This is a genomic window from Acidovorax sp. LjRoot38, assembly GCF_964252975.1.
Classification (GTDB): domain Bacteria; phylum Pseudomonadota; class Gammaproteobacteria; order Burkholderiales; family Burkholderiaceae_C; genus Acidovorax; species Acidovorax facilis.
Genome location: NZ_CAXUPT020000009.1, coordinates 67,664 through 88,029 on the forward strand (window position 1 = coordinate 67,664; position 20,366 = coordinate 88,029).

The 20,366-nt window shown below is 64.5% G+C and carries 18 protein-coding genes; 9 read left to right on the forward strand and 9 right to left on the reverse strand.

Annotation, left to right across the window (positions count from 1 at the left end; all coding sequences use genetic code 11):
- Nucleotides 1-50: 50 nt before the first annotated feature.
- Both hydA and ACSQ22_RS17075 read left to right on the forward strand, forming a co-directional pair.
- On the forward strand, nucleotides 51-1,502 hold the full coding sequence (gene hydA / locus ACSQ22_RS17070; protein ID WP_436131017.1) for a dihydropyrimidinase: 1,452 nt from the start codon (nucleotides 51-53) through the stop codon (nucleotides 1,500-1,502).
- A gap of 26 nt (nucleotides 1,503-1,528) precedes the next feature.
- The gene (locus tag ACSQ22_RS17075) at nucleotides 1,529-2,785 is read left to right on the forward strand and encodes a Zn-dependent hydrolase (RefSeq protein WP_436131018.1); all 1,257 of its coding nucleotides are present in this window, start codon (nucleotides 1,529-1,531) and stop codon (nucleotides 2,783-2,785) included.
- A gap of 79 nt (nucleotides 2,786-2,864) precedes the next feature.
- On the opposite strand, the gene ACSQ22_RS17080 is transcribed toward ACSQ22_RS17075, so the two are convergent.
- From ACSQ22_RS17080 to ACSQ22_RS17095, 4 genes are all read right to left on the reverse strand, one after another.
- Nucleotides 2,865-3,902, reverse strand: a complete 1,038-nt coding sequence (locus ACSQ22_RS17080) for a bifunctional nicotinamide-nucleotide adenylyltransferase/Nudix hydroxylase (protein ID WP_121507465.1) — start codon at nucleotides 3,900-3,902, stop codon at nucleotides 2,865-2,867.
- Nucleotides 3,903-4,010: 108 nt separating this feature from the next.
- Entirely contained in the window at nucleotides 4,011-5,711 is a 1,701-nt protein-coding gene (locus ACSQ22_RS17085) for an NAD+ synthase (protein ID WP_436131019.1), read from the reverse strand.
- Between the two features lie 4 nt (nucleotides 5,712-5,715).
- Entirely contained in the window at nucleotides 5,716-6,915 is a 1,200-nt protein-coding gene (pncB, locus tag ACSQ22_RS17090) for a nicotinate phosphoribosyltransferase (protein WP_436131020.1), read from the reverse strand.
- Nucleotides 6,916-6,961: 46 nt separating this feature from the next.
- Nucleotides 6,962-7,819, reverse strand: a complete 858-nt coding sequence (locus tag ACSQ22_RS17095) for a cysteine hydrolase (protein WP_436131021.1) — start codon at nucleotides 7,817-7,819, stop codon at nucleotides 6,962-6,964.
- Between the two features lie 164 nt (nucleotides 7,820-7,983).
- Here ACSQ22_RS17095 and ACSQ22_RS17100 point away from each other — a divergent pair, with 164 nt between their 5' ends.
- Both ACSQ22_RS17100 and ACSQ22_RS17105 read left to right on the forward strand, forming a co-directional pair.
- A complete protein-coding gene (locus ACSQ22_RS17100; RefSeq protein WP_436131022.1) occupies nucleotides 7,984-8,655 on the forward strand; it encodes an NUDIX hydrolase in 672 nt (223 codons plus the stop codon).
- A gap of 159 nt (nucleotides 8,656-8,814) precedes the next feature.
- Nucleotides 8,815-10,056, forward strand: a complete 1,242-nt coding sequence (locus ACSQ22_RS17105; RefSeq protein ID WP_055399306.1) for a diguanylate cyclase — start codon at nucleotides 8,815-8,817, stop codon at nucleotides 10,054-10,056.
- A gap of 34 nt (nucleotides 10,057-10,090) precedes the next feature.
- On the opposite strand, the gene ACSQ22_RS17110 is transcribed toward ACSQ22_RS17105, so the two are convergent.
- The 3 genes from ACSQ22_RS17110 to metK all read right to left on the reverse strand — a co-directional run bounded on the left by ACSQ22_RS17110 (nucleotide 10,091) and on the right by metK (nucleotide 12,250).
- Nucleotides 10,091-10,549, reverse strand: a complete 459-nt coding sequence (locus ACSQ22_RS17110; RefSeq protein ID WP_055399304.1) for a hemerythrin domain-containing protein — start codon at nucleotides 10,547-10,549, stop codon at nucleotides 10,091-10,093.
- 47 nt (nucleotides 10,550-10,596) lie between these two features.
- Entirely contained in the window at nucleotides 10,597-10,782 is a 186-nt protein-coding gene (locus ACSQ22_RS17115) for a DUF1328 domain-containing protein (protein ID WP_055399302.1), read from the reverse strand.
- Between the two features lie 286 nt (nucleotides 10,783-11,068).
- The gene (gene metK, locus ACSQ22_RS17120) at nucleotides 11,069-12,250 is read right to left on the reverse strand and encodes a methionine adenosyltransferase (protein ID WP_436131023.1); all 1,182 of its coding nucleotides are present in this window, start codon (nucleotides 12,248-12,250) and stop codon (nucleotides 11,069-11,071) included.
- Nucleotides 12,251-12,382: 132 nt separating this feature from the next.
- Here metK and ACSQ22_RS17125 point away from each other — a divergent pair, with 132 nt between their 5' ends.
- Together ACSQ22_RS17125 and ACSQ22_RS17130 are read left to right on the forward strand one after the other, a co-directional pair.
- Nucleotides 12,383-13,237, forward strand: coding sequence for a lysophospholipid acyltransferase family protein (locus ACSQ22_RS17125; protein ID WP_121422406.1), 855 nt, complete (start codon nucleotides 12,383-12,385; stop codon nucleotides 13,235-13,237).
- A complete protein-coding gene (locus tag ACSQ22_RS17130) occupies nucleotides 13,234-14,103 on the forward strand; it encodes a lysophospholipid acyltransferase family protein (RefSeq protein ID WP_055399296.1) in 870 nt (289 codons plus the stop codon). Before ACSQ22_RS17125 ends, ACSQ22_RS17130 begins: the two co-directional genes overlap by 4 nt.
- A gap of 52 nt (nucleotides 14,104-14,155) precedes the next feature.
- On the opposite strand, the gene ACSQ22_RS17135 is transcribed toward ACSQ22_RS17130, so the two are convergent.
- Both ACSQ22_RS17135 and yihA read right to left on the reverse strand, forming a co-directional pair.
- Nucleotides 14,156-15,061: an alpha/beta fold hydrolase gene (locus tag ACSQ22_RS17135; RefSeq protein WP_436131024.1), complete on the reverse strand. Its 906-nt coding sequence runs from the start codon at nucleotides 15,059-15,061 to the stop codon at nucleotides 14,156-14,158.
- Between the two features lie 50 nt (nucleotides 15,062-15,111).
- Nucleotides 15,112-15,861, reverse strand: coding sequence for a ribosome biogenesis GTP-binding protein YihA/YsxC (gene yihA / locus ACSQ22_RS17140; RefSeq protein WP_121422409.1), 750 nt, complete (start codon nucleotides 15,859-15,861; stop codon nucleotides 15,112-15,114).
- A 72-nt stretch (nucleotides 15,862-15,933) separates the two neighbouring features.
- On the opposite strand from yihA, the gene ACSQ22_RS17145 reads away from it, so the two are divergent.
- From ACSQ22_RS17145 to ccsB, 3 genes are all read left to right on the forward strand, one after another.
- A complete protein-coding gene (locus ACSQ22_RS17145) occupies nucleotides 15,934-16,563 on the forward strand; it encodes a c-type cytochrome (RefSeq protein WP_055399289.1) in 630 nt (209 codons plus the stop codon).
- A 159-nt stretch (nucleotides 16,564-16,722) separates the two neighbouring features.
- On the forward strand, nucleotides 16,723-18,876 hold the full coding sequence (locus tag ACSQ22_RS17150) for a cytochrome c biogenesis protein ResB (protein ID WP_121422410.1): 2,154 nt from the start codon (nucleotides 16,723-16,725) through the stop codon (nucleotides 18,874-18,876).
- The gene (gene ccsB / locus ACSQ22_RS17155) at nucleotides 18,873-20,222 is read left to right on the forward strand and encodes a c-type cytochrome biogenesis protein CcsB (protein ID WP_121507460.1); all 1,350 of its coding nucleotides are present in this window, start codon (nucleotides 18,873-18,875) and stop codon (nucleotides 20,220-20,222) included. The genes ACSQ22_RS17150 and ccsB overlap by 4 nt, the downstream gene beginning before the upstream one ends.
- The last annotated feature ends 144 nt before the right edge of the window (nucleotides 20,223-20,366 follow it).

The following is a 20,366-nucleotide window of genomic DNA, read 5'->3' on the forward strand; positions in this document are numbered from 1 at the left end:
CAGTGCAGGGCCTTTTTTGATCTGATCCGCATCCTTGAAGGAGACCCCCCATGACCCAAGCCCTTGTGATCCGCGGTGGTACCGTGGTCAACGCCGACCGTGAACAGCGCGCCGATGTGTTGTGCGTCGATGGCCGCATCGTGGCCGTGGGGAATGGGGCTGCGGCGCAGGCCCCCGCAGGCGCGCAGACGCTGGACGCCAGCGGCCAGTACGTGCTGCCCGGTGGCATCGACCCGCACACCCACATGCAGCTGCCGTTCATGGGCACCGTCACCATGGACGACTTCTTCACCGGCACGGCGGCTGCGCTGGCCGGCGGCACCACGAGCATCATCGACTTCGTGATCCCCGACCCGCAGGAGCCGCTGATGGACGCCTACCGCAAGTGGCGCGGCTGGGCGGAGAAGTCGGCCGCCGACTATTCGTTTCACGTCGCCATCACCTGGTGGAGCGAGCAGGTGCGCGCCGACATGGGCACGCTGGTGCAGGACGAGGGCGTAAACAGCTTCAAGCACTTCATGGCCTATAAGAACGCCATCATGTGCGACGACGAAACCCTGGTGAACAGCTTCAAGCGCGCGCTGGAGCTGGGCGCCATGCCCACGGTGCACGCCGAAAACGGCGAGCTGGTCTACCTGCTGCAGCAAGAGGTCGCCAAGATGGGCATCACCGGCCCCGAAGGCCACCCGCTGTCGCGCCCACCCATGGTGGAGGCTGAGGCCGCCAACCGCGCCATTGCCATTGCCGACGTGCTGGGCGTTCCCATCTACGTGGTGCATGTGAGCTGCATGGAGTCGGCCGACGCCATTGCCCGCGCCCGCGCGCGCGGCCAGCGCGTGTACGGCGAGGTGCTGGCCGGCCACCTGCTGGTGGATGACAGCGTGTACCGCGACCCCGACTTTGCCAAGGCCGCCGCCTATGTGATGAGCCCGCCCTTCCGCCCCAAGGGTCACCAGGAGGCGCTGTGGCGCGGCCTGCAGTCGGGCCAGCTGCACACCACGGCAACGGACCACTGCACCTTCTGCGCCGCGCAAAAGGCCATGGGCAAGGAGAACTTCGCCAAGATCCCCAACGGCACCGGCGGCGTGGAAGAGCGCATGGCCGCGCTGTGGGATGGTGGCGTGAACACCGGCCGCCTCACGCCCAGCGAGTTCGTGGCCATCACCTCGGCCAACGCGGCCAAGCTGTTCAACATCTACCCGCGCAAGGGCTTCATCGGCGAAGGTGCCGATGCCGACCTGGTGCTGTGGGACCCCGAGGGCACCAAGACCTTCTCGGCCCAAACCCAGTTCAGCAAGGGCGACTTCAACATATTTGAAGGCCGCACCGTGCGCGGCATCCCCAGCCACACTGTGAGCCAGGGCCGCGTGGTGTTTGCCAACGGCGACCTGCGGGCTGAACAAGGCAAGGGCCGCTACATCAAGCGCCCTGCGTTTGGCGCCAACTTCCAGGCCGTGCAAAAGCGTGCGCAGGACCTGGCCCCTACCGCCGTTGTGCGCTGACTGCTGCAATGCATCCGGAGAACACCATGGACACCAAAGTGAAGACCGACATCGAGAACCTGCGCATCAACGGCGATCGCCTGTGGGCGTCGCTCATGGAGCTGGCGCAGATCGGCGCCACCCCCAAGGGCGGCGTGTGCCGCTTGACCCTCACCGATCTGGACAAGCAGGGTCGTGACCTCGTGACCCGCTGGGCGCGCGAAGCGGGCATGACCGTCACCATCGACAAGATCGGCAACGGCTTCATGCGCCGCCCCGGGCGCAACAACAGCCTGCCACCCATCATGACCGGCAGCCACATCGACACCCAGCCCACGGGCGGGAAGTTCGACGGCAACTACGGCGTGCTCGCCGGCATCGAAGTCGTGCGAACGCTGAATGACCACGGCATCGAGACCGAGGCCCCTATCGAAGTCGCCTTCTGGACCAATGAAGAAGGCAGCCGCTTTGTGCCCGTGATGATGGGCTCGGGCGTGTTTGCCAAAGCCTTCACGCTGGAGCACGCCTACGCCGCCACCGACACCGAAGGCAAGACGGTGAAAGGCGAACTCGAGCGCATCGGCTACATCGGCGAGCAGGAGCCCGGCGACCACCCCATCGGCGCGTACTTTGAAACCCACATCGAACAAGGCCCGGTGCTGGAAGACAACGACAAGACCATCGGCGTGGTCAGCGGCGTGCTCGGCATCCGCTGGTTCGACTGCACCGTGACCGGCATGGAAGCCCACGCAGGCCCCACCCCCATGGCCCTGCGCAAGGACGCGATGCTGGCCGCCACGCGCATCATGCAAGACGTAGTCGCTGCCGCCCACCGCCACCCGCCGCACGGGCGCGGCACCGTGGGCATGGTGCAAGTGTTCCCCAACAGCCGCAACGTCATCCCCGGCCGGGTCAAGTTCAGCATCGACCTGCGCAACAGCACCGATGCGCTGGTGGACGCCATGGCCGCAGAGGTCAAGGCCCGTGCCGAGCAAGTGGCCAAAGAACACGGCGTGCAAGTGCACATCGAGATGGTATCGAGCTACCCCGCACAGCTCTTCCAGCCCGAATGTGTGGAAGCCGTGGGCCGCGCAGCCGCCAAGCTGGGCTACAGCCACATGCCCGCTGTCTCGGGTGCGGGGCACGATGCGGTGTACATGGCCAAGCTCGCACCCAGCGGCATGATCTTCATCCCCTGCAAGGACGGTATCAGCCACAACGAGATCGAGGACGCCAAACCCGAGCACATCGAGGCGGGCTGCAACGTGCTGCTGCATGCCATGCTGGAGAGGGCTGGGACTTGATGCTATTTAAATAGTAGCTGTCGACGCTTGATGGAAAAGCGCTGGCGGCTGTTTTTACTTGAAGTCTGGCTGCACGTTGTCAGTGCAGCTCCGTCAGCCCTAAAAAGTGGTCCAGCATGTGGAAGTGGTCTTCAAAGAATTCCTCTTCCATCCCCGCCAGCTGGTCGATGCGTGTCCACTGCACCTGCAGCGCGTCGTCGTCTGCTTGCACGTTTGGAAACTGCGCATCTCCCAAATCAAAGTAGTGCGCATGCGTGATGGTGCGGCCACGCTGGCTGCGGTCGGGGTGGTCGAACACGGCCACGGACTGCAGCGCGGCGCGCATGGTGGCCTCGGGCAGGTGGCAGTGGGTTTCTTCCACCAGTTCGCGCAGGCAGGACTGCCACACCGTTTCGCGCTGTTCGATGAAGCCACCGGGCACGGCCAGCTGGCCCTTGCCGGGTGCGTGTGCGCGGCGGATCAGCAGCACATGGTCCTGGCAGCGCAGCACCGCGTCCACCGTCACGAAGACGGGTGGGTAGGGCGCGGCGGCCCAGGCCTGGCGGTAGCCGCGCAGCATCTGCCACTCCTGCTGCAGCGCCAGGTAGTGCGGGGTCTGCGCAAACTCGGTCAGCGTGGCCAGGGTGCTGGCAGGCATCTGGTCGGCCAGGGGGGCGAGAGCAGACTGCACCGTGTCGGGTGTGGCGCCAAACCAGGCGTCGCGGATGGCGGTGGCGTCGATGGGGCCCTGGCGCTCCACATGGATCAGCTCCCAGCCCGGGAACGCGCTCAGGTAGCCGCTGGTGGCGTCCTTGAAGTGGCCCACCAGACCGATCCGCGCACCGGGTGTCGTCAGCCGCGCCACGCCCTGGCGCACAGCCTGCACCCAGACCGCCTCGTTGTAGTAGTCGCGCATGGGCAGCACCACCATGCGGCTGCGGTCGGCCTCGGGCAGCGCATTGCGCAGCATGGCCTCGCGTTCTTGCCAGGTGAAGGGGTTCTTGGGCGAGCGCGCCTGCCAGGCCGAGCCCACCACCACGATGACCTGCTGCGCGCTGTCGAGCGCGCGCTGCAGCAGCGCCATGTGGCCGTTGTGCACGGGTTCAAAACGCCCGATGTAGATGGCGGTATCGACCATGTGTCTCCAGTCGTTATCGGGTGATTTTTAAGTGTTTTTGGTCGCTAGCGCTTATCTGTAAAGCGCTAGCAGCTATCTTTTTGGTAGTAATTTTACCCTGGAGCCGTATTACACATACCGCGCAGCAATAGGCATCTGCCGCCCACTGCCAAAGGCCCGTGCCCGCACGCGCACGATGGGCGGGGCCTGACGGCGCTTGTATTCGTTGCGCGCCACCATCATGCGCACGCGTTGCACCAGGGCGCGGCCCGCGTCGTCGGTTTGCAGCTGGGCGACAAAATTCTGGGCCGCCGCGTGCTCCGCGGCAGAAAGGCGGTCGCCTTCGATGAGCAGCTTGAGCACTTCGTCGAGCACGGGGTAGGGTGGCAGGCTGTCCACATCGCGCTGGCCGGGTGCCAGTTCGGCCGAGGGTTCCTTGTCGATGATGGCCTGCGGGATCAGCTCGCGCCCGGCGTGTTCGTTGACGTGGCGTGAAAGGGCAAACACCTCTGTCTTGTAGAGGTCGCCAATCAAGCCCAGGCCGCCGTTGGTGTCCCCATACAGCGTGCAGTAGCCCACCGAGATTTCACTCTTGTTGCCCGTGGTCAGCAGCAGGTGTCCAAAGGCGTTGGAGTATTCCATCAGCACCGTTCCGCGAATGCGCGCCTGCAAATTTTCGAGCGGCAGGCCCACCAACGGCTTGCAAAAGCTGGCCTCGAACTGCTGCGCGTAGCTCGCCACCAGCTCGGCAATCGGGTGTGTGAAGAGCTGCACGCCCAGGTTGTGGCACAGCGCCACCGAGTCATCGACCGAGCCGCTGCTGGAGTAGCGCGAGGGCATGGTGATGCCGACCACGTTGTCCGCACCCAGCGCTTCCACGGCCAAGGCGAGCGTCAGCGCGCTGTCGATGCCGCCCGAGCTGCCCACCACCACCTGCGTAAAGCCGCAGCGCCGTGCGTAGTCGCGCAGGCCCAGCACGATCTGCTGGCGGTAGAAGTCCATGGTGGGCAGACCCTGTGCGGGCACGGGGGCGGGGCGTGCGCCTTCCGCGCTCAGAAAATGCCCGTTGTCGAACTGCAGCGTGCACACGTCTTCCACAAACCGCTGCGCTTCAAAGACGACACCCGCATCGGGCTCGGCCGCGAACGATGCACCGTCGTACACCACCTGGTCGTGCCCACCGATCTGGTTCACGTACAGGATCGGCAGGCCGTGGCGGCGCGCGGCGTCGGCAAAGATCTGGTGACGCTGCTCGCGTTTGCCGGTGTGGCTGGGACTGGCGTTGATGCTCACCACCAGGTCGGGCGCGGCGTCGCGCATGCGCTCGAAAGGGTTGGTGGCGTAGTCGGCGCCGTGGTCGTTCCAGCCGTCTTCGCAGATCAGCAGGCCCACCTGCGTGCTGCCGATGCGCAGCACCTTGGCCACGTCTGGTCCGGGCTCGAAGTGGCGGCGCTCGTCAAAGATGTTGTACGTGGGCAGCAGCTGCTTGGCGTATTGCAGGCGCACAGCCCCGCCTTGCAGTACCAGCAGGCTGTTGTGCAAGCGCTTGCCGGGGCCGCGCGCGGGTGTGGGCGCGCCCAACACCCAGTGCAGCTGGGGTAATTCAGCAGAGGCCTGTTGTAACGCGGAGATACCGGCCTCGATGCGTTGCTGAAAGCCGGTTTCCTCCAGCATGTCGCCGGGGTAGTAGCCGCACAGCGACAGCTCGCTGAACACGACGAGGTCGGCCTGTTCGCGCGCCGCCTGCTGCGCGGCGGCCACCATGCGGGCCACGTTGCCTTCGATGTCGCCGACAGTGAAGTTGAGCTGGGCAAGGGTGATGCGGAGCATGGTGTCAGTCCTTCACGTTGAAAACCTGACGCAAGTAGGCCAGGTAGGTTTCATCGTCGCACAGCGTCTTGCCGGGCGTGTCTGAGAGTTTCGCCACAGGTTGTCCGTTGGCGCGCACCAGCTTCATCACGATGTTGAGCGGTCGCATCTCCGGTGCGTCGCCCATGTCGTTGGTGAGATTCGTTCCAATGCCAAAGCCGAGCTGTGTGCGGTCGCCAAAGTGGCGGTACAGCATGAGGGCGCGTTCCAGGTCGAGGCCGTCCGAGAACACCAGCCGCTTGGTGTGTGCGTCGATGCGCAGCCGGGTGTAGTGCGCTAGGGCTTTTTCGCCCCAGGCCACCGGGTCGCCTGAGTCGTGCCGCAGGCCGTCGAACAGCTTGGCGAAGTACAGGTCGAAGTCGGCCAGAAAGGCGTCCATGCCCACGGTGTCGGTCAGCGCAATGCCCAGGTCGCCCCGGTACTCCTGCACCCAGTCTTCGAGCGCGGCCTTTTGAAAGTCGCGCAGCCGCACGCCCAGCGCCTGGTAGGTCTGCAGGTATTCGTGCGCCATGGTGCCGATGGGCACTAGGCCCAGGTCGCGCGCCAGCAGCACGTTGCTGGTGCCCTTGAACCACTGCGGTGTTTGTGTGGCAAAGGTCTGCACCACCTCGCGCTGCCAGGCCCCGCTGTAGCGGCGGCGCAGGCCAAAGTCGAACAGCTCGAACGGGTGGCGCAGCGTGGCCTGTTGCGCCAGGGCCTGCAGCTGCAACACCTTGGCGGTCAGCCGTGCGCGGCCGCTGGCGAGGGCCTGGGCCGCGTCAAAACGGCGGAAGTACAGCTCGTTGACGATGGCCAGCACAAAGATCTCGAAGCCCATCACATGCACCTGCGGGCCACGCGCCACGATGTGCAGTTGCTCGCCTTCGGCCCAGGCGCTGATGAAGCTGCGCTGGAACTGGAAGATGCGCAGAAAGTCCACGAAGTCGCTCTTGATGTAGCGCAGGCTGCCCACATAGGCCAGCTCTTCGGGCGTGAAGCGCAGGCTGCACAGGTGGTCCAGCGCAGCGTTCACCTCGGGCAGCAGCTCGGCCAGCGGGTAGGCTGGGGTGTTGCGGCACACAAAGCGGTATTCGCTTTGTGTTTGTGGGTGGCGGTGCAGCAGGGCCTGCCACATCGTGAACTTGTAGAGGTCGGTGTCGAGCAGGCTGGTGATGACGGGGTTCATGGTGTTGCTCCAAAATTGGTAGCTGCTAGCACTTGATAGATAAGCGCTAGAGCCTGATTTCATTCATATTGGCGAGATGCGCACCGGCTGCCCGCATGACCTGCAGAAATGCCTGGTGCTGCGCCTCGAACCCGCCCACGGGGCTCATGCCGTCGGTCAGCAGCACGATGCGGCTCGCCTGCCAGCCCGGCACCAGGCGGGGCAGGTGCTGCACGATGTGCTCGGTGGTTGATCGCACGCAGTGGCTGCTGGCCTCGCCCGCGACCAGCAGCACATCGGCCTGGCCCAGCGACTGCAGCAGGGCGGTGTTGAGTGCGGTGCCTTCGTCGTCCGCATCGGGCACCTCGGCCTCGATGGCGCTGTAGTGCTCCGTCCAGGGGTTGGTGCCCTTGAACACATTGCGCACCGCGCGCTGGTGCTGGAGCTGCCAGGCCCCGCAAGCGGCCAGTACATCGGCGTGCACGCCATGGCCCCAGCTGCCCACCTCGCAGTGCACCGGCCACACCATCAGCGTATAGCGGCCCTGGGCTTCGAGTGCGTCCAGATACCCCAGGGTGCGGGGGAGGGCCGTGGTATCGCGCGGTGTGTAGTCGCCTGCGCGCACCTGGGCGGCGGTGATGGGGGTGAAGGGCGCCACATCGGCACCCGCGCCGGTCTGCCAGAAGCCAGGGTGGGCGATATCAAAGCGCTGGTGCGAATCGAGCGTAACGGTGATCCCATCAAGCTGGTCTCCCTGGTTGCGGATGAACTGGGCCAGGCGCTGCATGTCGGCATGGGCACCCGGCACAGGCAGGGCGGGTGCGGTGCGTTGGCCGGTCAGTACATCGGTGGGTTGCCAGGCCATGGGCAGGTCGCAAAAGTCGTTTTGCGGGTCAATCACCAGCAGCTGGATGTTGCGGGGCATGGTCTTCTCCTGGGTTGTTGGATGCAGTGTAAGCTTGTTAGTAAAAAAAATAAACTAACTAAGTTGAAAGCACTTGTTTCGTAGTGGTCTCAAAGAATTTGCTCTAGGGAATGTGGTTCTCGATCTGGGTTCCGGTTTGTTTATGCTTGTGACAAACTCGGCGCATGAACGAATCCGCCTTGCCCACTGTGATCTGTACCGTCGATGTGGTGTTGCTGACCTTGCAGCAAGGGGTGTTGCAAGTGGCCCTGTTGCGCCGTGAGCGCGCGCCGTTTGCCGGGGCTCTGGCGCTGCCGGGTGGCTACATCCATGCGCAAGAAGATTCCGATGCCCAGGCCAGCGCAGCCCGGGTGCTGCGCGACAAGGCGGGCTTGCAGAGCCCGTACCTGGAGCAGTTGGCCACCTTCTCCGGCCCGGTGCGCGATCCCCGGGGCTGGTCGCTGGCCGTCGCTTACTGTGCCCTGGTGCCGCCTGAGGTGCTGGCGCAGGCACCGCTAACGCTGGTACCCGTGGCCGAATTGCCTGCGCTGCCTTTTGACCACCGTGCCATGGTCGATGCCGCCGTGGCCCGCGTGCGCAGCAAAAGCCAGTATTCGTCCATGCCCGTGCACCTGTGTGCCGAGCCGTTCACGCTGCCGCAGTTGCAGGCTGTGTACGAGGCGGTGCTGGGCGAGCCGGTCAACAAGGTGAGTTTTCGCCGCAAGATGGACGAGTTGGCCATGCTGGAGCCGGTGCCGGGAGCGCTGCAAGGCGGCGGCGCCCACCGCCCCGCGCAGCTGTACCGGGTACGCCCGGCCTACCGGCGCAATCTGTCGCTGAGCGCGCGCGGGCTGTAGCGCGGGCTTAGCGCACAAACTATTGGACCGCCGCACGGAAATCTGGCACAAACGCAAACTTTGTGTCCCACGAACGGTGGGTGCGTCGCGCGGGCCAGGATGGCTGCCGTTGCACCACCAACAACAAGCCGGCACAACGCTGGCACCTGAGGGAAATCCATGTCTTTGCGGCTCAAATTCAACCTGGTGCTGGCGGCCGTGCTGCTGGTGGCAGCGGCGGGTGCGGGAGTTTATGTACACCGCTTTCTGCAGCAGTCTGCCATCGAGGAGGTGCAGCACAACTCGCAGATCATGATGCACGCGGCCATGGCGATCCGCGACTACACGACAGAGCTGGTCAAGCCCCACCTGGATGTGACGCTGGCCGAGAAATTCCTGCCACAGACGGTGCCTGCCTACGCGGCCACCGAAACCCTGCGCCGCCTGCAGAACCGGTTTCCGGGCTATGAGTACAAGGAGGCGGTGCTCAACCCCACCAACCTGCGCGACCGTGCCAACGAGTGGGAGGAGCGCATCATCAGCGACTTCCGCGAAGGCCGGGCCGACCTCAAGAAAGAGGTCACCGGCGAGGTGGGCGAGGGCATGCACCGCGCCATGTACGTGGCCCGCCCCATCACCATCAAGCAGGCGCAATGCATGGCCTGTCACAGCACACCGGCCGTGGCGCCGCCCACCATGCTCAAGGTCTATGGCGACAAGAACGGCTTTGGCTGGGGCATGAACGAGACGGTGGGCATCCAGGTGGTGAAGGTGCCGATGTACTTCCCGCTGGAGAAGGCGCGTCAGACCTTCAACACGGTGATGGCGGCGCTGGTGGGTAGTTTTGTGCTGCTTTTCGTCGGGCTCAATCTGTCGCTGTCGTCGCTGGTGATCGAGCCCATGGCGCGGCTCAACCGCAAGCTGGAAGACCTGGCCACCAAGGACTTCCTGACGGACCTGGTCAACCGCCGCCGCTTCTTTGAGAGGCTGGAGACCGAGATGGCCGACACCCGCATCAAGAAGGGCAGTCTGTCGGTGGTGATGTTTGACATCGACTTTTTCAAACGCATCAACGATACCTTTGGGCATGACTCGGGCGATGTGGTGCTCAAGAGCACGGCGCTGCGCGTGCGCGAACTTCTGCGGTCGTCCGACTGCGCTGCGCGTTTCGGGGGCGAGGAGTTCATCATCCTGCTCAAGGAAACCCCGGTGGATGCCGCCATGGCCATGGCCGAGGCAGTGCGCGCGCGCATTGCAGGCGTGCCGTTCGACGCGGTGGGCCATGTCAGCGCCAGTTTTGGCGTGGCCACCTGGGACCACAAGGAAGACAGCCACGCCCTGATCAAGCGCGCGGACACGGCGCTGTACAAGGCCAAGTCCAGCGGTCGCAACTGCGTGGTGCAGGCCGAAGAGTCCGTATGACCCCTTGCGTGTCTCCGGGCCGAGCCCGGCACGCTCAGGCCATGGCGGCCTTGGCCTCCTCATAGTCAGCCCGGTAGTCCGCCGCCAGCGCGGTTTTTTGCTTCTCCGTCAGCAGCTTGCCGGCCATCTGGAAGAAGCGGTGTTCTTCTTCCTTGAGGTGGTGTTCCACCTTCTCCGCCAGTTTCTTGGCCAGCGGCAGCCAGCTGGGGGTGGCCGGATCTGCCTCTTCCAGTGACTCCAGCAGTTCATCGAGCTGGTGGTGCTCTGAAATGGCGTGGCGGGACAGGTCGATGCCCGCGTCGTGCGCCATCAGCGGAATATAAAAATGCCGTTCCTCAGCCCGTTCATGGGCCGTCAGTTCCTGCTTGAGCTGGTCAAACAGCTCTCGCCGCTCAGGGGTGTCTCCGCTGGTGTCGGTGAGTGCGGTGTACAGCGCTCGTTGGCGTTCGTGGCTCTCGCGCAGGGCTTCAAAGATATTGGTGGTGTCGGTCATGGTGCGGCTGTGTGGGGAATGTGGGGCTGTGACAAAGGTGCGCTGGGCTACTTGAGTACCTTGCGCGCGGCACCCACGCCGATGACGGCCAGCACCACAAACACCACGGCAATCACCAGGAACAGCACAAACAGGACCTTGGCGATGCCCGCCGCGCCTGCGGCGACTCCGCTGAATCCCAGGGCACCGGCGACCAGGGAGATCAGGGCAAAAATGATGGCGTACTTCAGCATGGTGGTCGCTCCTTGCAGTGGATGTTCAGGCAGCGCGGGGCTGCGAAAGGGTGTGCAGGAACGATACCGAGGGGCCGTCGGCAGCGCCGTCAGTGCGGGCGGGCGGTGGGTGTAGGAGAGGGCCGCTGGCGGGCGGTGGTGAAGCGCCAAAAAGAAAAGCCGCAACGCGGAGCGTTGCGGCTTGGGAGGTGGGGCGGCTCTGACGGTCTTTTGGTCTGCGCTCACATCGCTGACGCGATATGAGCTTCGCCCGCAGACCGAAAACCGCGCTACCGCGCGGCGGGCTTTACAGCCCGGCTGCAGCGCGCAGCGCAGCAGCTTTATCGGTCTTCTCCCAGCTGAATTCGGGCTCTTCGCGGCCGAAGTGGCCGTAGGCTGCGGTCTTCTCATAGATGGGACGCAGCAGGTCCAGCATCTGGATGATGCCCTTGGGGCGCAGGTCGAAATGTTCGCGCACCAGTGCGGCCAGACGGTCGTCTGGCACCACGCCCGTACCTTCGGTGTACACCGTGATGTTCATCGGCTCGGCCACACCAATGGCGTACGCCACCTGGATCTGGCACTGGCGCGCCAGGCCTGCGGCCACGATGTTCTTGGCCACATAGCGGGCAGCGTAGGCTGCCGAGCGGTCCACCTTCGTTGGGTCTTTGCCGCTGAAGGCGCCGCCGCCGTGGGGGCAGGCACCGCCGTAGGTGTCCACGATGATCTTGCGGCCGGTCAGGCCACAGTCACCCTGCGGGCCGCCGATGACAAAACGGCCCGTGGGGTTGATCAGGTAGCGGGTGTTTTGCAGCCATTCCTTGGGCAGCACGGGCTTGATGATCTCTTCGATGATGGCTTCGGTGAACGAAGCCTTCATCTTGGTCTGCGTTTCGCTCTGGTCGGGGTGGTGCTGGGTGGAGAGGACCACGGTGTCGATGCTGTGGGGCTTGCCGTCCACGTAGCGCATCGTGACTTGCGACTTGGCGTCGGGGCGCAGGAACGGCAGGCGGCCGTCCTTGCGCAGCTGGGCCTGGCGCTCGACGAGGCGGTGCGCGTAGTAGATGGGCGCGGGCATCAGCTCGGGCGTTTCGTCGCAGGCGTAGCCGAACATCAGGCCCTGGTCGCCGGCGCCGGTGTTCAGGTGGTCGTCGCTCGCGTGGTCCACGCCCTGGGCGATGTCGTTGGACTGCTTGTCATAGGCCACGAGCACGGCGCAACCCTTGTAGTCGATGCCGTAGTCGGTGTTGTCGTATCCGATGCGCTTGATGGTGTCGCGCGCCACCTGGATGTAGTCCACGTGGGCGTTGGTGGTGATTTCGCCCGCCAGCACGACGAGGCCGGTGTTGGTCAGCGTTTCGGCCGCCACGCGGCTGCGGGGGTCCTGCTTGAAGATCGCATCGAGAATCGCGTCCGAGATCTGATCGGCCACCTTGTCGGGGTGGCCTTCGGAGACGGATTCCGAGGTAAAGAGAAAGTCGTTCGCCATTTGAATAAACTCCTGTGTTCCGGCATTTGGGGCGTTGCCCTCACCCCGAAGGAGATCTGGCGAACGCTTTAGCAGATTTTTTTAACGTCGCCCTGCAAGTTGCTCATTTAACTCAGCGACCCCGTCATTTTAATGCCAGTCGTCTTTCGATTCTTTTCCGTATTTCCACTGTGGTTGCTGCACATCATGGGCGCGGCCATGGGGTGGATTGCGTTTTGTGCGTCGCCCACGTACCGGCGTCGCTTTCTGGCCAATTCGGCCCTGGCAGGGTATTCGTTGGGCGACGTGCGTGCCGCTGTGGCCCATGCCGGCCGCATGGTGGCCGAGCTGCCGCGCCTGTGGCTGGGGGCGCCACTGCCCTGCCGCATCGAAGGCGAGGCCTGTGTGGAGCAGGCGTATGCGGCCGGGCGCGGCATTTTGTACCTCACGCCGCACCAGGGGTGCTTCGAGCTGTCGGCCCAGGCGGCGGCCCGGCGCTGGAGCGCGGAGCGCGGCCCCATCACCGTGCTGTACCGCCCCGCGCGCCAGGCCTGGCTGGCCAAGGTGATGGAGACCGCACGCAACCGGCCCGGCATGCTGGCCGTGCCCACCACGCTGGCGGGTGTGCGCCAGATGATCAAGGCCCTGCGGCGGGGTGAGGCCGTGGGCCTGCTGCCCGACCAGGTCCCTCCGGACGGGCAGGGCCTTTGGGCGCCGTTTTTTGGCCGCGATGCCTACACCATGACCCTGGCCGTGCGCCTGGCGCAGCAGACGGGTGCTGCCGTGGTGCTGGTGCGCTGCGAGCGGCTGTCCTGGGGCCGTGGTTTTGTCACCCATTTCGAGCCGCTGGCGCAACCGCTGTCGGACCAGTTGGACGTTGCCGTTGTGCAGATCAACCAGGCCATGGAACACCTTATCCGCCAGTGCCCCGAGCAATACCTGTGGGGCTATGCCCGCTACAAGCAGCCGCGCGCCGAGGCAGCGCCTGCTGCGGGAGCTGCGGTATGACCGGCCGCCTGGGTGTGTGGTTCATGCGGGTGCTGGCGCACCTGCCGCTGCCTGTGCTGCGCGGCATGGGGTGGCTGCTGGGGCAGGTGGCCTTTGTGCTGGTGGCGCCCCGGCGCAAGGTGGCGCTGCGCAACCTGGAGTTGTGTTTCCCGGACTGGACCGAGGCGCGCCGCCGCGCCGTGGCGCGCGCCAGTTTTGTGGTGTTCTGCCAGACCTGGCTGGACCGCAGCTGGCTCTGGGCCGCGCCCCGCGAGGTGGTCGAGCGGCGCGTGCAACTCAGAGGTGCCGTGCACGAGCTCGACGGCGACACGCCCACCATACTGTTTGCGCCGCACTTCTATGGCATGGATGCGGGTGGCCTGGCGCTGCCGCTGCATTCGGGCCGAGCGTTCACGTCCATTTTTGCCACCCATCCCGATCCGGCGGTGGATGGCTGGTTCATGGCCGGGCGCCAGCGCTTTGGTGACGTGCGCATGCTCAACCGCTCGGACGGCGTCAAACCCATCATCGCCAACCTGCGCAAGGGCGGCCTGCTGTACCTGCTGCCCGACATGGACTACGGGCGCAATGATTCGGTGTTTGTGCCGTTCTATGGCGTGACGGCGGCCACCATCCCGTCGCTGTCGCGGTTTGCGCGGCTGGGGCGCGCCAAGGTGGTGGGTGTGTATTCGCGCATGACGCCCACAGGCTACGTGGCCGAGGTGTCGCCCGCCTGGGCGAATTACCCCACCGACGATGCCGAGGCCGACACCCTGCGCATGAACCACGAGCTGCAGGCCGTCATCAACACCATGCCCGAGCAGTACTACTGGGTGCACAAGCGTTTCAAGACACGGCCCGAAGGCGAACCGTCTTTTTACGCCTGAAAATTTGAGTCAAATCAGCATCTTGCGCCTATCTGTCAAGCGCTGGTGGCTATCATTTTGATTGCAAAAATCGCTGCAGTTCCAGGGCCACGCGCTCGGGGTGCTCGTGCACGATCCAGTGCGAGGCCTTCTCCACCTGCCGCAGCTGCAGCTGCGGCACCCAGTCCGGCAGGCCGTCGAGCAGGCCGGGCAGCAGGGCCGGGTCGTCCATGCCCCACAGGACCAGCGTGGGCACCGTCACCGTCAACATGGATTCGGGCAGGGTGATGGCCTGCGCGCCCGGGTCACCATCGCGGGGTGGGCGCAGGGGGCTGGCGCGGTAGTAGTTGCAGGCACCCGTCAGGCCCTGCTGCCACAGCGCGCGGTACTGGGCGCGCACGCTCTCGGTCAGCCACGCGGGGGCGCTGCCGTCTGGGGCGTTGAAAAAAGCGAACAGGCGGCGAAAGTCGTCCTCGGCCAGCAGGGCCTCGGCATCAGGCCTGCACAGGAAGTGCATGTACTGGCTGCCCGCCTGCTGCGCAGCGTTGTGTGCCAACTCTCGCACAAAGGCGCCAGGGTGGGGGGAGTTGATGATGGCCAGCCGCTTCATGAGCTGCGGCTGCTGATTGGCCAGGTTCCAGGCCACGGCGCCGCCCCAGTCGTGCGCCACCAGGCATTCCAGCGCGCCGCCGGGGCATTCGTGGGCAATCAGCGCCACAAGGTCCTGCACCAGATGCTTGGCACGGTAGGCATCCACTTCGGCGGGGCTGCTGGAGGGGCCAAACCCGCGCAGGTAGGGCGCCACGCAGTGGTAGCCACCGTTTTCGGGGCGGGAAAAGTGCAGCAGCAGCTCATCCCAGATGAAGGCACCCTCGGGGAAGCCGTGCAAAAACAGCAGCACTGGGCGGCCCGCCACGCCGCTTACGCGGCAGTGCAGGGTGGTTCCGTGGGGCAGGGGAGCGGAGACGGTCTGGATCATGGCGCTATGCATCTAATAGCTAATAGCGCTTGATGGATAAGCGCTAGGGCCTAATTTGACTGAATATCCTCAGAATCACCGAGCTCTGGGGGCTCAACGGCGGGGGCAGGGGCTGCGTCGCCCGAGGCTTGCACCGGGTGCGCCCACTGCCACAGCAGCTGTGCCACCTCGTCCACGCCTTGTTTCTTGAGGGCCGAGAACATCATCACCTCTCCGCCGGCCGCGTTCAGTCGCGTAATCGACAGGATCTTGGCTTGCTCCGAGCGTGTGAGCTTGTCCGCCTTGGTCAGCACGATCAGGAATTTCAGGCCTTCTTCGACCCGTGGTCGCAGCACTTCAAGCAAGGCCTCGTCCAGCTCGGTCAATCCGAGCCGGGGGTCACACAGCAAGACGATGCCGGTGAGTCCAGGGCGGCTCACCAGGTAATTGACCATCACCTGCTGCCAACGCACCTTGTCGGACCGCGACACCTTCGCGTAGCCGTAGCCGGGCAGATCCGCCAGCACCGCATCGGTCGCGCCGTGCTTGCCCAGTGAGAAAAGGTTGATGTGCTGCGTGCGCCCGGGCCGTTTGGAGGCGAAGGCCAGCTGCTTTTGCTGCGTGAGCGTGTTGATGCAGGTGGATTTGCCCGCGTTGGAGCGGCCCACAAAAGCGATCTCGGGCACATGGATGGGCGGCAGGTGGTGCAGCTGGGCGGCCGTGGTCAGAAACCTGGCGGTGTGCATCCAGCCCATGGCGATCTTGGCGTCGGGAGCGGGCGGAAGGGAGCCAGCAACTGGCGCGGTGGAAGAGGTCGTCATGGAATATTGGGAGGCTTGGGAGCCTCATTGTAGAATCGCGAGGTTTTGCGCACATAAACACAGACCCTCGATATGAAGTTGCTCGCCTCTTTGCTGACGGCTGCCGCACTGGCAGCACCTGTTTTTTCGGCCTATGCGGCGGGCGATGCCCCCAAAGCGGCCAAGCCGGATCTCGTCAAAGGCGAGGCCAGCTACACCGCAGTGTGTGCTGCCTGCCACGGCGCCGATGGCAATTCGGCCATTGCGGCCAACCCCAAGCTGTCGCAGCAACACCCCGAATACCTGGTCAAGCAGTTGCAGGAATTCAAGTCCGGCAAGCGCAACAACGCCATCATGAAGGGCTTCGCCACCGCGCTGTCGGACGAGGACATGAAGAACATTTCGTACTGGGTGGCTTCCAAGGCGGCCAAACCCGGCTTCGCCAAGGACAAGAACCTGGTCTCCCTGGGTGAGCGCATCTACCGTGGCGGTATTGCCGACCGCCAGATCGCTGCCTGCGCTGGCTGCCACAGCCCCAATGGCGCAGGCATCCCCGCCCAGTACCCCCGGCTGTCGGGTCAGCACGCTGATTACACCGTGGCCCAGCTCAACACCTTCCGCGATGGCTCGCGTGCCAACAGCACCCAGATGACGCAGGTGGCGGCCAAGCTGAACGACAAGGAAATCAAGGCCGTGGCGGACTACATCGCTGGCCTGCGCTGATTGACTTGATTTTCGTCAATCTTGTGGCCCGCTAGACCGGGTTGCACGGAACCTACCGCCAATAACAATCCCAAAACGGGCGGGCCCATCGCACAGATGGTCCCGCCCTTTTTCTTTCCTTCTCTCGCGCCTCCTCGCCGTCTCCTTTCTTTTTCATCCATGTCCGATAACACCCAAGGCCTTCGCATCCAGTCTGGTTCCCAGGCCTGGCGCGCCGGGATCGAGCTGCTGTCCTCCATGCGGTTCGCGATCTCGCTGCTGACGGTGATCTGCATTGCCTCGGTGATCGGCACGGTGCTCAAGCAGCACGAGCCGGCGGTCAACTACGTCAACCAATTCGGTCCCTTCTGGGCGGAGTTGTTTGGCGCCATCCAGCTCAATGCGGTCTACAGCGCCTGGTGGTTCTTGCTGATCCTGGCGTTTCTGGTGATCAGCACATCGCTGTGCATCGCCCGCAATACACCCAAGATCCTCATCGACCTCAAGGTCTACAAGGAAAACATCCGCGAACAAAGCCTGAAGGCTTTTCACCACAAGGCCGAGGCAACGCTTAGCGGTTCTGCCGAGGTCGAGGCGCGCCGCATTGGCACCCTGCTGGCCGGTGGCGGATGGAAGGTGCGCCTGCAGCAGCGCGACACCACCTCTGGCCCCGGCACTGGCTGGATGGTGGCGGCCAAGGCGGGTGCTGCCAACAAGCTGGGCTACATCGCCGCGCACAGCGCCATCGTGCTGGTGTGTGTGGGCGGTCTGCTGGACGGCGATCTCATCGTGCGCGCCCAGATGTTGCTGGGGGGCAAGACACCGTACCAAGGCGGCGGCCTGATTGCCGATGTGAAGCCCGAGCACCGGCTTTCCGAGCGCAACCCCACCTTTCGGGGCAACCTGCTGGTGGCTGAGGGCACACAATCGAGCACGGCCATCCTGAATCAGTCCGACGGCGTGCTGCTTCAGGACTTGCCGTTTGCCATCGAACTCAAGAAGTTCATCGTGGAGCACTACTCCACCGGCATGCCCAAGCTGTTTGCCAGCGAGATCATCATCCACGACAAGGCCACGGGCGAGAAGACGCCGGCGCGTGTGGAGGTGAACCACCCGGCCAGCTACAAAGGCATCGAGATCTACCAGTCGAGTTTTGACGACGGCGGCTCGCACCTCAAGCTGCGCGGCGTGCCCATGGTGGCAGGCGCCAAGCCCATTGAGGTCGAAGGAGTGGTCGGCAATTCCACCCAGCTGACCAACAACGGTGGCGGCCCGGGCAGCGAGACGCTGACGCTGGAGTTCACAGCACTGCGTACCATCAATGTCGAGAACTTCGGGGGTGCAGGCCCCGGTGGCAGCGGTGTGGATGTGCGCAAGGTGGACCTGCGCGAGTCGGTGGAATCCCGCCTGGGCGCTGCCAACAAGACCGTCACCAAAAAAGAACTGCGCAACGTGGGCCCGAGCGTGAGCTACAAGCTTCGGGACGCAGCGGGCCAGGCGCGTGAGTTCCACAACTACATGCTGCCTGTGGACACGGGCGATGGCGTGCCGGTGTTTCTGCTGGGCGTGCGCGAAACCCCTGCAGAGCCATTCCGGTACCTGCGGGTGCCAGCCGATGACAAGGGCAGCATGGACGGCTTCGTTCGCATGAAGGCCACCCTGGCCGACCCCTCGGCGCGCGAGCAGGCCGTGCGCCGCTATGTGGCGCAGGCCATCGACACCTCGCGCCCGGATCTGGCCGAGCAGCTGCAGCAGTCTGCACTGCGGGCCTTGGCCCTGTTCGCGGGCCAGGGCATGGTCGATGGCAAGCCCACTGGTGGCCTGCAGGCGGTGTCGGACTTCATGGAGGCCAACGTGCCCGAGGCCGAGCGCGCGCGGGCGGGTGAGGTGCTGGTGCGCATTTTGAACGGCACGTTGTTCGAGGTGGCGCAGTTGTCGCGCCAGCGTGCGGGCCTGCCGCCGCTTCCGCAGGACGACCAGACGCAGGGCTTCATGACGCAGGCCGTGCTCTCGCTCAGCGACGCGCAGATCTACCCCGCACCGCTGGCGTTTGAACTCAAGGACTTCACCCAGGTCCAGGCCAGTGTTTTCCAGGTGGCGCGAGCCCCTGGCAAGAATGTTGTCTATCTGGGATGTGCCTTGCTGATCCTGGGCGTTTTTGCCATGCTCTACGTGCGCGAACGACGCGTCTGGGTCTGGGTGGCGCCGCAGGACGGGCGTACCCACGCCACCATGGCCCTGTCCACCAACCGCAAGACCATGGACGGCGACCAGGAGTTTGTCCAGCTCGCACAAAAACTGATCGGGGCATCGCCCCGCGAAGGCACCGCATGAATACCGCGACTTCTTCCTCCACGGCCACCACGATCACCCTGAACGAGGGTTTTTTTGCCCGCCGCAACTGGTTCGACTGGCTGTTTGCCGCCATCGTGGCCGTGGGCGGGCTGTATGCGTTGCAGCGCTACGGCGCCTTCATGGACGTCTACGAGAAAGGTATTTTGCTGGGTGCCATTCCGTGCACGATCTGGCTGGGCTGGTTCTGGCGCCCCTTGCGCGCGCTGATGCTGATCGTGGCTGCGGTGGCGCTGTTGGCTATCGGCCTGTACCAGCAAGACGGTGCGGGTAGTCTGGCGCGGGCCGACACGGTGTTCGGCCTCAAGTATTTCCTGTCGAGCCAATCTGCCATCCTGTGGATGAGCATGCTGTTCTTCATGAGCACCATCTTTTACTGGGTGGGCATGTTCTCCCGCGGCGAGGGGCGCACCATGAGCATGCTGGGCTCGCGCATTGCCTGGGTGGCTGTGGCCATGGCGCTCATCGGCACGCTGGTGCGCTGGTACGAAAGCTACCTCATCGGCCCGGACATCGGCCACATTCCTGTGAGTAATTTGTACGAGGTGTTCGTGCTGTTCTGCTGGATGACGGCGGCGTTCTACCTGTACTACGAACAGCAGTACGACACGCGTGCACTGGGCGGGTTCGTGATGTTGGTAGTCAGTGCCGCCGTGGGCTTCCTGCTCTGGTACACCGTGGTGCGCGAAGCGCACGAGATCCAGCCCCTGGTGCCTGCCCTCAAGAGCTGGTGGATGAAGCTGCACGTGCCCGCCAACTTCATCGGCTACGGCACGTTTGCGCTGGCCGCCATGGTGGCCTTTGCCTACCTCATCAAGCAGCAGGCCACCGAAACCCGCTGGTACAAGCTGGCGCCGCTGTGGCTGCTGGGCGTGGTGCTGTGTTTCGAGCCTATCGTGTTTCGCCAAGGTGCGACCGAGAACGGTGGCAGCTACTGGATGGTGTACTTCGGCATTTCGGCTTTCATCGTGGCTGGCATCCTGCTGGGCCGCAAGCGCATCGCGGCGCGCCTGCCCTCGTTTGAGATCCTGGACGACGTGATGTACAAGTCCATCGCCGTGGGCTTTGCGTTCTTCACCATTGCTACCGTGCTCGGCGCGCTGTGGGCGGCCGAGGCCTGGGGCGGCTACTGGAGCTGGGACCCGAAGGAAACCTGGGCGCTGATCGTCTGGCTCAACTACGCCGCCTGGCTGCACATGCGACTGATGAAGGGGCTGCGCGGCACCGTGTCGGCCTGGTGGGCGCTGGTGGGCCTGGCGGTGACCACGTTCGCGTTTCTGGGGGTGAACATGTTCCTGAGCGGTTTGCACAGCTACGGCACGCTGTGATGGGGTGAGGGCTCAGTCGGGCATCGGGGTGGGGCCGGCAACTATTGCGTCTTCGGTGTAACCTGCGTGGTCTAGGGAACGAACTAACAGTTGTGCTGCTCTACTGCTGCAGCTGTTTCCACCAGACCATGACCGGAGCCTCTC